Source organism: Mesorhizobium sp. U510 (assembly GCF_059180695.1).
Window position 1 is genome coordinate 1,677,328 of record NZ_CP180532.1, and the last position, 13,671, is coordinate 1,690,998.

General features: G+C 65.1%; 11 protein-coding genes. 5 read left to right on the top strand and 6 right to left on the bottom strand.

The window, feature by feature from the left end:
- Positions 1-19 precede the first annotated feature (19 nt).
- From ACLGL5_RS10100 to ACLGL5_RS10125, 6 genes are all read right to left on the bottom strand, one after another.
- Positions 20-856, bottom strand: a complete 837-nt coding sequence (locus ACLGL5_RS10100; RefSeq protein ID WP_069090909.1) for an ATP-binding cassette domain-containing protein — start codon at positions 854-856, stop codon at positions 20-22.
- Positions 849-1,727, bottom strand: coding sequence for an ABC transporter ATP-binding protein (locus ACLGL5_RS10105; RefSeq protein ID WP_069090910.1), 879 nt, complete (start codon positions 1,725-1,727; stop codon positions 849-851). Before ACLGL5_RS10105 ends, ACLGL5_RS10100 begins: the two co-directional genes overlap by 8 nt.
- Positions 1,724-2,593, bottom strand: a complete 870-nt coding sequence (locus ACLGL5_RS10110; protein ID WP_171903239.1) for an ABC transporter permease — start codon at positions 2,591-2,593, stop codon at positions 1,724-1,726. Before ACLGL5_RS10110 ends, ACLGL5_RS10105 begins: the two co-directional genes overlap by 4 nt.
- Entirely contained in the window at positions 2,559-3,566 is a 1,008-nt protein-coding gene (locus ACLGL5_RS10115) for an ABC transporter permease (protein ID WP_019863001.1), read from the bottom strand. The genes ACLGL5_RS10110 and ACLGL5_RS10115 overlap by 35 nt, the downstream gene beginning before the upstream one ends.
- A gap of 91 nt (positions 3,567-3,657) precedes the next feature.
- Positions 3,658-5,187: an ABC transporter substrate-binding protein gene (locus ACLGL5_RS10120; RefSeq protein WP_019863002.1), complete on the bottom strand. Its 1,530-nt coding sequence runs from the start codon at positions 5,185-5,187 to the stop codon at positions 3,658-3,660.
- Positions 5,188-5,298: 111 nt separating this feature from the next.
- On the bottom strand, positions 5,299-6,873 hold the full coding sequence (locus ACLGL5_RS10125; protein WP_069090911.1) for a phytoene desaturase family protein: 1,575 nt from the start codon (positions 6,871-6,873) through the stop codon (positions 5,299-5,301).
- A gap of 119 nt (positions 6,874-6,992) precedes the next feature.
- On the opposite strand from ACLGL5_RS10125, the gene ACLGL5_RS10130 reads away from it, so the two are divergent.
- From ACLGL5_RS10130 to ACLGL5_RS10150, 5 genes are read left to right on the top strand one after another with little or no spacing between them, the layout of a single operon-like run.
- The gene (locus ACLGL5_RS10130) at positions 6,993-7,784 is read left to right on the top strand and encodes a cyclase family protein (RefSeq protein WP_069093261.1); all 792 of its coding nucleotides are present in this window, start codon (positions 6,993-6,995) and stop codon (positions 7,782-7,784) included.
- 57 nt (positions 7,785-7,841) lie between these two features.
- Positions 7,842-9,413, top strand: a complete 1,572-nt coding sequence (locus tag ACLGL5_RS10135) for a phytoene desaturase family protein (RefSeq protein ID WP_069090912.1) — start codon at positions 7,842-7,844, stop codon at positions 9,411-9,413.
- Complete coding sequence (locus tag ACLGL5_RS10140) at positions 9,413-9,895, top strand: MarR family winged helix-turn-helix transcriptional regulator (RefSeq protein ID WP_069090913.1); 483 nt, start codon at positions 9,413-9,415, stop codon at positions 9,893-9,895. Before ACLGL5_RS10135 ends, ACLGL5_RS10140 begins: the two co-directional genes overlap by 1 nt.
- Before the next feature lie 44 nt (positions 9,896-9,939).
- Positions 9,940-12,093 (top strand): thiamine pyrophosphate-dependent enzyme, encoded by a 2,154-nt coding sequence (locus ACLGL5_RS10145; protein ID WP_038651967.1) that lies wholly within the window; start codon positions 9,940-9,942, stop codon positions 12,091-12,093.
- Positions 12,086-13,669 carry an indolepyruvate oxidoreductase subunit beta family protein gene (locus ACLGL5_RS10150; RefSeq protein ID WP_069090914.1) on the top strand — a complete coding sequence of 528 codons (1,584 nt, stop codon included), beginning with the start codon at positions 12,086-12,088 and terminating at the stop codon, positions 13,667-13,669. Before ACLGL5_RS10145 ends, ACLGL5_RS10150 begins: the two co-directional genes overlap by 8 nt.
- The last annotated feature ends 2 nt before the right edge of the window (positions 13,670-13,671 follow it).

Genomic DNA, 13,671 nt, shown 5'->3' on the forward strand with positions numbered 1-13,671 from the left:
TTTCGGCATGCGTATGCATTCATGTCGGGGCTTTGGCGGCGGCCGGAATGTCCAGCCAGCCGGCGTCGATCTCGGGCAGCGGAATGGCTGCGATGAGGTCGCGCGTGTAAGCCTGGCTGGGGTTGTCGAACAAAGCGTCGGTGGCGCTGGCCTCGACGATCACGCCTTCGCGCATGACGATGACTTGCCGGCACAGCCGCCGGATGACCGACAGGTCGTGGCTGATGAAGGCGACGGTCAGGCCCATCTCCGCTGCCAGCTTCTCCAGCAGGGTCAAGATCTGCGCCTGCGTCGAGACGTCGAGACCGGAGACGATCTCGTCGGCCAGCACGAATTTCGGCGACAGCGCCAGCGCACGGGCAATGCCGACACGCTGGCGCTGGCCGCCCGACAGTTCGTGGCGGTAGCGGCTGGCAAAGCTCTGCGGCAGGCCGACCCGCTGCAGCGCCTCGGCGACGCGTTCCTTGAGCCTGTCGCCAAGCCCGTTCTGCTTGAGCGGCGCGGCGATGATGCTGGCGATGGTGCGGCGCGGATTGAGCGACGACATCGGATCCTGGAAGATCATCTGCAGATCGCGGCGTAACGGCCGCAGCTCTGCCTCCGGCAGATGGGTGATGTCGCGGCCCTCGAAGCTGACGCTGCCGGCGCTCGGCTCCAGCAGCCTGACCAGCGCGCGGCCAAGCGTCGACTTGCCGGACCCGGACTCGCCGACGATGCCGGTCACCGAGCCCCTCGGCAAGTCGAAGTCGAGCCCTTTCAGGATTTCGGCCAAAGGCGCACGGCCGATCAGCGGCTTGCGCGTCATGTCGGGCAAGGCGACCTTCAGCCCGCGCACGGAAAACAGCGGCTCAACCATGCGGCCACCTCCAAGCCTGGTCCGCTGCTGCGATCTCGGCGGCAAGCCCGGCCAGCACCGCTTCGTCCACGGGTCTCAGCGAGGCGAAAGGGTCGGTGTAGCGCGGCGTCGCCGCCATCAGCGCTCGCGTATAGGGGTGCTGCGGGGCGGCGAAGAGCGCTGCCGTGTCGGCCTCTTCAACCACCTTGCCTGCATAAAGCACTGACACTTTCTGGCTGATCTTGGCGACGACGCCGAGATCATGGGTGACGAACAGGATCGCGGTGCCGTGCTCGCGCTGCAACGCGGCGATCAGGCGCAGGATCTGCTTCTGCACGGTGACGTCGAGCGCCGTGGTCGGCTCATCGGCGACGATCAGCCGGGGTTCGGCGGCGAAGGCGGCCGCGATCAGCACGCGCTGGCGCATGCCGCCGGAAAGCTCATGCGGATAGCACTTCAGCACGCGCTCGGGGTCGCGGATCTGCACCTCGTCCAGCAACTGCCGGATGCGCGTGTCGGCCTTCTCGCCGCTCCAGCCGAGGATGCGCACCAGCCGGTCAGTCATCTGCGGGCCGATGCGGCGCGACGGGTTGAGCGCGGTTAGCGGATCCTGCGGGATCAGCGCCGTGCGGGCGCCAACCAGCGTGCGCCTTGCCTTGGGCTGAAGCTTGCCGAGGTCTTCGCCTTCGAGCAGCATGTCGCCCTCGACGATGCGCACGCTCGACGGCAACACGCCGAGCACCGCCTTGCCGATCATCGTTTTGCCGGCGCCGCTCTCGCCGACCAGCGCGCGGACCTCGCCGGGCTGCACGGCGAGCGACACCGAGCGCAGCACGCGCTGGCCGTTCGGCAGCACGGCGCTGAGATTGGCGATGTCGAGACAGGCGCTCATCGCAGCACCGGGTCGAAACGCGCCTTCAGCGCTTCGCCGAACTGGCTGAACGACAGCACGGTGAGGATCAGCGTGATCAAAGGAAACACCAGCACCCACCAGGCCTGGTGGATCGATAGACGGCCTTCCGCAATGATGCCGCCCCAGGTCGGATCGTCGGTCGAGATCGACAGATTGACGAAGGACAGGATCGCCTCGACGATGACGGCGATGCCCATCTCCAAGGACAGCAGCGCCACGATCGACGGCACCACATTGGGCAGCACTTCGCGCAGCATGATGCCGATGCGGCCATAGCCGGCGATGCGGGCATTCTCGACATAATCCATGCGCGACTGGCCCATCGCCTCGGCGCGGATCACCCGGCAGAAGCGCGTCCAGTCGATGATCGCAATCGCCAGGATGACGGAGCTGAGGCCCGTGCCCAGCACCGCCACCAGCAGGATGGCGAACAGCACCGGCGGAAACGCCATCCAGATATCGACGATGCGCGAGATGATGCGGTCCGCCCAGCCGCCGAAATAGCCTGCGATCAGCCCGAGCGTCGAGCCGACGAGGCAGGCGGCGATCGCCGCGGCAAAAGCGACGATGAAGGCGATACGGCCGCCGAAGATCAACCTGGACAATAGATCGCGGCCGAGGCTGTCGGTGCCCAGCCAATAGCCGGGCTCGGCGCCATCGAGCCAGAAGGGCGGCAGCCGCTCCAGCATCAGATCCTGCGCCAGCGGGTCTTGCGGCGCGACCAGCGGCGCGAAGATCGCCGCCAGCAGCGCCAGCAGCAGCCAGCCGCCGGCGAGCCACAGCCTGGGGCTCAGTCCGCGTCTTGAGGCCCTATCCATGACGCAGCCTCGGATTGAGCAGCGCATACATCATGTCGACCACGAGATTGATCAGCACGAACAGCAGCGCGAAGACCAGCACGATGCCCTGGATCAGCGGCAGGTCGCGGTTGATGACGGCATCGATCGCCATGTTGCCGAGGCCTTCGTAGGAAAACAGCCGCTCGACGATGACGGTGCCGCCGATGAGGAAGGTGAACTGTACGCCGACAAGGGTCAGCGTCGGCAAAGCCGCGTTCTTCAGGGCCTCGCGCAGGATGACCTGCGTTTCCGAAAACCCCTTCACCCGCGCCAGCACGACATAGTCGAGGTCGAGCACTTCCTTCAGCGACTGTTTCAGCAGTTGCGAGATGATCGCCGCCAGCGGCAGCGCCAGCGCCACCGCCGGCATCAGCATGTGTTTCAAAAGGTCCCAGGTCAGGTCGAAGCGCAGCCGCAGCAGGCTTTCGAAGAAATAGAACTGGGTGGCGAAGGGCAGGTCGAGCTGCGGCGACACCCGGCCGGAAATGTCGAAGATCGGCACCAGCACGCCGAACAACAGGATCAGCACCAGGCCCCAGAGGAAATCGGGAATGGAGAGTGCCGCCCCGCTGGCGATGTCGATACCGGCTTCCACCGCCGTGCCGCGTTCGCGCGCGCCGAGAACGGCCGTCGTACCGCCGAGCGCCACTGCCATGATCAGCGCGACGATGGCCAGCTCCAGCGTGGCCGGCAGCCGGTTGAAGACGAGGCCGAGCACATCCTGCCGCAGCGAAATCGAGGTGCCGAAATCGCCGCGGATAACGCCTGACAGCCAGATGAAGAATTGCTGCACGATGGTCTTGTCGAGCCCGTAGAGTGCCCGCAGCCGGGCGATGTCGTCATCCGTCGCGCCGGGCGGCAGCATCATGGCGATCGGATCGCCGGGCGCGACGCGGATCACGACGAAGACGACGACGGCCACGCCGAACAGCGTGATCAGCATCGTCAGAAGACGAATCAGGAATCGTTGCAGGAGCATGTAAATCTTTGCAGGAGCCCGATGGCTCGTATGCCTGATAGAAAAATGCGCGCCGTCGCTATGGACGGCGCGCGGCAATTCCAGGCCGATATCAGGCCGGGGTCATCAGGGCCGGCAGCAGCGCACCGGAAATGTGCTGCACGACATTGACCTTCTTCGAGTGCACGATCGGCTGCGCGTACTGGATGAGCGGCAGCACATAGGCCTCTTCGGCAATGTACTTGTCGACCGCTTTCCAGCCGGCGATGCGCTTGGCCTCGTCCTTCTCGCCCCAGAGCGGGCCGATCTTGGCGTCGAGGTCGTCGGTCTTCCAGGACGAGTGCGGCGAGGGTCCGAACATGGCGAAACCGGTCGAGGTGGTCGGATCGCCGATGGAATTGCCCCAGTTGTAGAAGGCCGCCGGCGCAAGCTTGTGCGCGGCGCGCAGTTCATAGTGCTTGGCGATCTCGTAGACTTCGATCTCGGCCTCGATGCCCACCTTGCGCCACATGCCGACGATCGCCTGCACCATTTCGTAGTCCTTGGGCTTGAAGCCCTTGGTGGTCTGTATAGTGAACTTCGCCGGCTTCTTGGTCGAATAGCCGGAGGCGGCGAGCAATTCCTTGGCCTTTTCCGGATTGTGCTCGACCTTGATCGACGGATCGTAGGCGGCGTATTCCGGCGTCTCCAGCGTGTCGATCGGCTGGCCGTAGCCGCGCAGCAGCCGCTTGACCAGAAGCTCCTTGTCCACCGCCATGACGGCTGCCTGGCGGACATTCTTGTCGAGCATGGCGTCCTTGTTGTTGAAGAAGATCATGCCGATGTCGGAGACATTCTTGATCGAGCCGGCGAGTCCGTCCTTGGCGATCAGCCGGTCGTATTCTTCGTAAGGGATTTCGAGCGTCACCTGCGAGGAGCCGGATTCGATCTCGGCGACGCGGCTCGCCGCATCGGTGACGAACTTGATCGTCACATTCTCGAAAGCCGGCTTACCGCCCCAATAGTTCGGATTGGCCTTCAGCCGCAGGAAGGCGTTGCGCTCGAATTTTTCCACCATGTACGGGCCGGTGCCGATCGGCGCCTTCTCGAAACCTTCAGCGCCGACCTTCTCGTAATAGGCCTTCGGCAGGATGTAGCCGGTCAGGAACGACATCCATTTGAAATAGACCGGGTCGAACTGCACCACGTCGCCTGTGATCTTGTTGCCGTCGATCTTGAAATTGTTGACGTTCTTCCAGACGAACTGGATCGGGTTGCCGGTCTTTTCGTCGCCCGCGCGCTGCAGCGACCAGACGACGTCCTCGGGCGTGAAGGGCGAGCCGTCATGCCATTTCACGCCTTCGCGCACTGTCATCATCACCTTGGTGCGGTCGTCGTTCCAGCCCCACTCGGTGAGCAGGCCGGGCGCGAAGGACAGGTCGGGCTTTTGCGGGATGATCTGGTCGAACACCGACTGGTAGAGGCCCTGGATCGTCGGATTGACAGCCGAAGGTCCGGTTGTCGGATCCCAGGACGGCAGGTTGACATTGTATGCGATGGTCAGTTCGCCGGCCGCCGCCTTGGCTATTTTCGGCAGGCCAACCGCGGCCACGCCGAGTGCCGCGGCACTGTATCCCAGCAATTCGCGTCTGTTGATTTTCATGGTCGTTCCCCTTCTTGGTTATTGTCTTTGCGCGGCACTATCCGTTCATGGGTTCAGGCTTCGTGGGCAGCAGCGCCTTGCCTCTCGTCACCTCGATAAAATCGTCGGAGCCTACCTCCCGCCAAGCTGTTGCGCGAGCATGAAGCCCGAGGCCGCACCGGTGCCGGCGCCCGGCCATGTCGCGGCTCCCGTCAGATGCAGATTGCCGACCGGCGTGTTCCAGCCGGCATAGCCGCGCGCCGGGCGGAACAGAAAGTTCTGCGCCAGATGGTGGCTGCCGCAGACCTGGTCGCCACCGACAAGGTTCGGGTTCTCGCGCTCGAGATCGACGGGCGAAAAGACCGAACGGCCAAGGATTTTGCTCCGCAGGCCGGGCGCATAAGTCTCGATGATGTCGAGCACGCGCTCGGCGTAGGCGTCCTTGACCTGATCCCAATGCGCGGGCGCGATCTGCCCTCCCGCGTCGCCTGTTATCTCGGCAGGCAGCATGCGCACCTGTGCCCACAACACATGCTTGCCCTTCGGCGCGCGTGACGGATCGATCGCGGTCGGCTGGCCGACGACCAGCACCGGTTCGTCCGGCAGCATGCCGGCCATTGCCTGCTGATAGGTGCGCGACATTGCGTCGAGCGAGGGCGACAGATGCACATAGGCGAACCGCCGCAACTCGGCGCCGGCGCGCCAGTCCGGCAGCTCGTCCAGCGCCAGGTGGATCATCATCGTACCCGGCGCGTACCGAAATTTCTTCAGCGCCGTGTCGAACCCGGCATTGCCGGAACCGCCGGGCAGCAGCTTGCCGGTCAGCGCCTTGGGCGCGACGCCGGCGATAACCGCTTTGGTCGCGGTATGCGTTTCTCCTGAAGCCAGCCGCACCCCGGTCGCCTTGCCGTTGGAAACCGTGATCTCCGCCACTTCGGCGCCGGTGACGATCTTGCCGCCGGCGGACGTCACCATGCCGGCCAGCGCCCGGATGATGGTGTCGGCGCCGCCCTTGCCCAGCACCATGCCGAAGCTCTGGTTGGCCATCGATTCCAGATAGGGGAACACCGCGCCGCCGGCGATATCGGGGGCGAAGTCGAGATGCATGCCCCAGGTGGCGAGGGTTGCCCGTACATGCGGCGACTCGAACGTCTCCTCCAGCCAGGCTCGTGGCGAGGACAGCAGCAGTCGGCCGGTGTCGAGCGCGCCGGACATGCCTTTCTTCCGCCACAGGTTCCACGCCGAGCCGGCCAGCGCGCGGGCGCTCATCGGTGAGCCCAGCAGCCGGAACAGATGTTCGGCCTCGGCCGGGAAGGCGGCAACCAGTCCGCGCCATGTCGCGGCATCGGCGGCGGAGAAAGCAGCCATGCGCGTGGCTGTCTTTTCCAGGTCGTTGCTGACGCCGAACCAGCGTCCGTCTGGAAAGGCGCTGGCGAAACAGTCGGCGACCGGGGCGAATTCCAGGCCCTGCGCTTTCAATTCATTTGCATATTTCCGGTGAAAGGCGGAGCCGGCAAAGAGGCTCAGATTCATCGCGCCGAAATCATGGCGGAAGCCGGGAAGGGTGAATTCGCGGGTCTGGACGGCGCCGCCGATTGTTGCGCTGCGCTCGAAAATCCCGATTTTCCAGCCTTTGAGCGCCAGATGCGCGGCGCATGCCAGACTGTTGTGGCCCGCCCCGACAAAGATGGCGTCGAACTCGCTCACGCCCCGTTCCCATTTCCTTTATGCTTAAAGATAATTGCAGATGCATATGTTTTCGTCTAGTAGGATATTAAGGGCCGAGACGAGCCTTGATCATCATCGAAAAGAGGGAACAGAAGACCATGGACACCCAAAAACTCCTCGGCGAAGTCGCCGGCCAGTTGCTGTCAGGCGCCATCAAGGTGGTAGACCTCTCGGCGCAGCTCGGGCCTGACACGCCGCTGATCAAGCTGCCGCCGGAACTCGCCGTCGACACGCCGAAGGTCGAGATCCATTCGATCTCCCGCTATGACAAGAACGGTCCGTGGTGGGCGTGGAACTGGCTGAAGCTCGGCGAACATTCGGGCACGCATTTCGATGCGCCGCAGCACTGGATCACCGGCAAGGACTATCCTGACGGCGCCACCGACACCATTCCGGTGCAGAACTTCGTCGGCCCGGTCAATGTCATCGACTGCTCCAAGGAAGCCGCAGCCGATCACGATTTCCTGCTCACCGTCGACCACATCAAGGCGTGGGAAGCCAAGCACGGCGCCATCAACGCCGGTGAGTGGGTGGTGATGCGCACCGATTGGTACAAGCGCAACGGCTCGGAAGCCGAGTTCCTCAACGCCAACGAGACCGGCCCGCACACGCCCGGCCCGACGGCCGAGGCCATCCAGTATCTGATAGCCAAGGACATCAAGGGCTGGGGCTCGGAGACGATCGGCACCGATGCCGGCAAGGCGGGCGGCATGGAGCCGCCATTCCCTGCACACACGCTGATGCACAAGGCCAACCGCTACGGCCTGGCCAGCCTGTGCAACCTCGACCAACTGCCGCCGAAGGGCGCCATCCTGATCGCCGCACCGCTCAAGATCGAGCACGGCACCGGCAGCCCGATCCGCGCGCTGGCGCTGGTGTCGGGAAAATAGAGCGAGGTGGGGTCTTCGGGAGAAGATCATGCGCCCGACGGTCGAGAGCAACTGTCAATGAAAGCGCCCGATCACATCGTCGTCGGCAGCGGCATCAACGCGCTGGTCTGCGCGGCGATGCTTGGCGGCAAGGGTGCCAAGGTGCTCGTCCTCGAACGCAACGACCGCATCGGCGGCTGCATGCGCACCGAGGAGATCACCGCGCCCGGCTTCATCCACGACGTGATGGCGACGACCTTCGTGCTGTTCATCACCTCGCCGGCCTTTGCGGCATTGGGCGGCGACCTCGCCCGGCATGGGTTGGAGTTCTGCCACACCGGCAGGCCGACCGGCGTGCTGCGGCCGGACGGCAGCCATGCCGTGCTCAGCACCGACCGCGCCGCCAATGTCGCCGCCCTCAATGCGATCGCGGCGGGTGATGGCGACCGGCACGCGGACGATGTCGGCGGCATCGAACGCAATGCCGGCCTGCTGTTCGGCCTGCTCGGCGGCAGCCTGTGGTCCTATCCGACGGCCAAGCTTTTGGCCGGCGATGCCTGGCGGCGCGGCCCGCGCGGCCTTGCCGGCTTTCTCGGCGAGGCGCTGGCGCCGGCGCGCGGCTGGCTGGAAAGCACCTACCAGTCCGAGACCGTAAAGGCGCTGTGGGCGCCCTGGGTGCTGCATGCCGGGCTGGGACCGGAAGATGCCTTCTCCGGCCAGATCGCCAAGGTGATCGCTTTCGCGCTCGAAGCCGCGGGCGCCCCGATCGTCAAGGGCGGGGCAAAGAACCTGCTGTCGGCCTTCGAGGCATTGATCATCGAGCGCGGCGGTGTCATCTCCACCGAAGCCGACGTCGCCTCCATCATCCTGGCTGGTGGTCGCGCCACCGGTGTGCGGCTGGCCTCGGGCGAAACGGTCCATGCGAAGAAGAGCGTCATCTGCTCGGTGACGCCGACGCAGCTTTATGGCCGGCTGCTCGGCAATGAGGCTCCCAAAGCCGACGTCGAGGCAACGCGGAAATACCGCTATGGCAAAGGCAACTTCCAGATCCACTACGCCCTGGACAAGCCGCCGGCATGGCGCGGCGAAGGACTGGACAAGGTGGCGCTGCTGCATCTGACGCCGGGCCTGGATGGCGTGTCGAAAGCCTGCAACGAGGCGGTGCGCGGCTTGCTGCCGGAAGTGCCGACCATCTGCGTCGGCCAGCCGCATGCGCTCGACCCGTCGCGCTGTCCGGAGGGCAAGGCAATCCTGTGGCTGCAACTGCCAGAGGCGCCTCGCCACATCAAAGGCGATGCCGCCGGTAAGCTGCAGGCCCCGGCTGACGGGCAATGGACCGACGCGCTGCGCGAGGCCTATGCCGACCGCGCTGAAGCGATCCTCGCCAGCCATATCGACGGCTTCAAGGACAATGTCATTGTCCGCCGTGCCTATTCGCCGGCCGATCTCGAAGCGATGAACATCAATCTGGTGGGCGGCGATCCCTATGGCGGTTCCTCGACCATAGACCAGTCCTTCCTGTGGCGGCCGTTCAAGACCAGCCGCAACCACCAGACCGGCATAAAGGGGCTTTATCATATCGGCGCCTCGACCCACCCGGGCGCGGGTCTCGGCGGCGGTTCCGGCTTTCTCCTGGCGGGGAGGCTGTGATGGAGCAGAAGGTAGCGGAAAAGCGCCAGCGCATTTCGACGCTCGGCCAGATCGGCCTGCAGCAATTCGCGCCCTATCTGATGAACCGCATCATGGGCCGCTACAACGCTACCTTGCGCGACGATTTCCGCAAGCAGGGCCTGACCATTCCGCAGGTGCGCACGCTGGCCGTGCTGTCGGTCACCGATGGCGTCACCGTCAACGACCTCTCGGTCTATACGGTGATCGAGCAGTCAACCTTGAGCCGCACGCTGGACACGCTGGAGGGGCAAGGCTTCGTGCGGCGCGAGCAGGGCATCACCGACAGCCGCATCCGCCATGTGTTCCTGACCGACGATGGCCGCGCCGAGTTCGCGCGCGCTTGGCCGGCCATGCATGACGCGTTCGAGGCGATGTTCGACGATATCGACGATGCTGAATATGCGGCACTCATCGCCACGCTTTTGAAGATGCTCAAGAACATTCGCAAGCACGACATCTAGACGTACGCGCCGCCGGCTCGCTGCGGCAACGGAAGGAGGCGGAGATGGCCGAACGGTCTTTTGCCAAGGAAGTTGAAAAACTCAGGCTTGGCGCCGGCGAGGAATTTGCCGGCGAGGGCATCCTCGCCATCACCAAGGCGTTGCTGCAATGCGGCGTCGGCTATGTCGGCGGCTATCAGGGCGCGCCGATCAGCCATCTGATGGATGTGCTGGCCGACGCGCAGGACATTCTGGGCGAACTGGGCGTGCATTTCGAGGCGAGCGCCTCGGAAGCCACCGCCACCGCCATGCTGGCCGCCTCGGTGCATTACCCGATCCGTGGTGCCGCGACCTTCAAATCGACCGTCGGTACCAATGTCGCTTCCGACGCACTCGCCAATCTTGCCTCCGGCGGCGTCACCGGCGGCGCGCTGATCATCGTCGGCGAGGATTACGGCGAAGGCTCCTCGATCATGCAGGAGCGTAGCCATGCCTTCGCCATGAAGAGCCAGGTCTGGCTGCTCGACCCGCGCCCGAATCTGCCGTCGATCGTCAAGGCGGTGGAGGACGGCTTCGAACTGTCCGAAATCTCCAACACGCCGGTCATGCTGCAGGTGCGCATCCGCTGCTGCCACGTCCACGGCCATTTCATTGCCAAGGACAACAAGCGCCCGCCCATGACGGTCGCCGATGCGCTGGAAGCGCCGCGCCGCGACACCGGCCGCATCGTGCTGCCGCCGGCCTCCTTCCTGCATGAGAAGGAGAAGGTGGCGAAGCGCTGGCCGGCCGCCGTCGATTTCATCGCCAAGAACAAGATCAACGAATTCTTCGGTTCGGATCACGGCTCGGTCGGTATCGTCATGCAGGGCGGCATGTACAATTCCGTCATCCGCGCCTTGCAGCGTCTCGGCCTTGCCGACACCTATGGCGAGACGGACGTGCCGCTCTACGTGCTCAACGCCGTCTATCCCTTGATCGACGACGAGTTCCTGTCCTTCTGCGAGGGCAAGCAGGCGGTGCTGGTCGTCGAGGAGGGCCAGCCCAATTACATCGAGCAGGCCTTCGCGGCGATGCTGCACAAGGCCGGGCGTGGCTCCAGGCTGGTCGGCAAGGAATATCTGCCGATGGCCGGAGAATATACCGGCCAAGTCATGCTCGACGGCATCGGTGCCTTCCTGCGCGCCGAGGCGCCGCATCTGCTTCCGGGTGAAGTGCGCGCGCCCAACAAGGTCGGCGACGGCGTCGACACCGCGGACCTGATCAATGTCGTGCCGGGCAGGCCGCCGGGCTTCTGCATCGGCTGTCCGGAGCGGCCGATCTTCGCCGCGACAAAGCTGGTCGAGCAGGAACTCGGCAAGCACCACATCGCGTCCGACATTGGCTGCCACCTGTTCTCGATCATGCCGCCCTTCGAGCTCGGCGCGACAACCATGGGCTATGGGCTGGGGCCGGCCTCTGCCTCGGCGTTCAATTCGCCCGACGCCAAGCGCCGCTCGATCTCCTTCGTCGGCGATGGCGGCTTCTGGCACAACGGCCTGACCTCCTCGATCGGCAATGCCGTGTTCAACAAGAATGACGGCGTCATCGTCATCGTCGACAATTTCTATTCGGCCGCCACCGGCGGGCAGGACATCCTGTCGTCGCGCGCGGGCAACAAGACCAAGTCGACAAAACATCCGATCACCGAAGCGGTGAAAGGCATGGGCGTCAAATGGCTGCGCCATGTCGACCGCACCTACGATGTCGGCAAAATGCAGGACACGTTGCGCGAGGCGCTGACGACGGAGGAGAAGGGGCCGAAGGTCATCGTCGCCTCGTCCGAATGCATGCTCAACCGGCAGCGCCGCGAAAAGCCGCTGGTCGACAAGGCGATCAAGGGGGGGGCGCGTGTCGTCAAACCGAAATTCGGTGTCGACGAGGACATCTGCACCGGCGACCACGCCTGCATGCGGTTGTCGGGCTGCCCGTCGCTGTCGGTGAAATCGCTTGACGATCCGCTGCGCGACGATCCGGTGGCATCGATCGACCAGAACTGCGTCGGCTGCGGCAATTGCGGTGAGGTCGCCGATGCCGCTGTGCTCTGCCCGTCCTTCTACCGCGCCGATGTCGTGCACAATCCGAGCCGCTGGGACCGCTTCCTGGAAAGCGCGCGTCGCGCGGTGATCAGCCTGCTGCAGCGCCGCCGCGAAAGCCGGCGCCTGACCTTCGCCGATGCTTGACGCTGTCCCGCCATTCCGCGCCAAGGCCGGCGCCCAGGACGACGAGCGCGTCATCAAGCTCGCCGTGCTGGCGGTCGGCGGCCAGGGCGGCGGCGTGCTGGCCGACTGGATCACCGATGTCGCCGAGCGCAATGGCTATGTCGCGCAATCGACCTCGGTCGCCGGCGTGGCGCAACGCACCGGCGCCACCATCTACTATGTCGAAATGGCCCGCGACACCGGCCGGCTGCCGGTCTTCGCGCTGTCGCCCTCGCAAGGCGATGTCGACATACTGATCGCCGCGGAGCTGATGGAGGCCGGCCGCGCCATCATCCGCGGTTTCGTCACGCCCGAACGCACCACGCTGATCGCTTCGTCGCACCGCATCGCCGCCGTGTCGGAAAAGATCGAGCCGGGCGACGGCCGGGCCTCGTCTTCCAAGGTGCATGCGATGGCCGAAGCCGCGTCGAAGCGCTTCATCGCTTTCGACATGGAAAAGATCGCCGCCGACAATGGTTCGATGATCTCGGCCAGCCTGCTTGGCGCGCTGGCGGGCTCGGACGCACTGCCATTCACCCGCGAGAGCTATGAGCAGGCGATCGGTGCCGGTGGCCGGGGCGTCAAGGCCAGCCTCGCCGCCTTTGGCGCCGCGTATGACCGCGCGCGCGGCACGGCCGCACCTGCGTCAAAGCTGGCAGAGCCGGCGATTGTCGAATCCGCCCTGGGGCGCGTCAGCGGCCCGCAAGGCCTCCTGCAGGGCTGGCAGGCGCTCGCCACCCGCGTCGACCTGATGCCCGTCGCCATCCGCGATATGGCGCTGCGGGGCCTGAGAAAGGTCGTCGACTATCAGGACATCGCCTATGGCGGCGAGTATCTTGACCGGCTCGACCGGGCTCTCGCGCTGGATGGCGCCGACCATTCCTATGCGCTGTCCATCGCCGCCGCCAAGCATATCGCCAACGCCCTTTGCTATGACGACATGATCCGCGTCGCCGATCTGAAAACACGTTCGACGCGCGACCGGCGCGTGCGCAAGGAAGTCGGCGTCAAGGACGGTTCGATCATGCAGGTCACCGAATATTTCCATCCCCGCATCGAGGAGTTCTGCGGCACGATGCCGGCGGGGCTGGGCAGCTATATCGAGACCCGGCCGAAGCTCGCCGCCTTCCTCGACCGCCGCATCAACCATGGCCGCCGCATCCGCACGGACAGCTTCGCCGGCTTCGCCGCGCTCTGGTTCATCGGCGGCCTGCGCCGCTGGCGCCGCAGCCTGCTGCGCCACAAGGTCGAGATGACCCATCTCGATCGCTGGTACGCGCTGGCGCTCGCCCATGTGCCGGAGGACTATGCGCTCGCCGTCGAAATCCTCAACTGCCGCCGGCTGATCAAGGGCTACAGCGACACCCATGTCCGGGCGCAGTCGAAATTCGATCGCGTGCTCTCCGCGCTTGCCATGCTCAAGGGCCGCGACGATGCCGCCGACTGGATCCGCCGCCTGCGCGAGGCGGCCTTGAAGGACGAAAAGGGCGACATGCTCGACGGCGCGCTGAAGACAGTGGCGACGCTCGGGCTAGGTCCGGCAACCTTGGCGCCCTAACT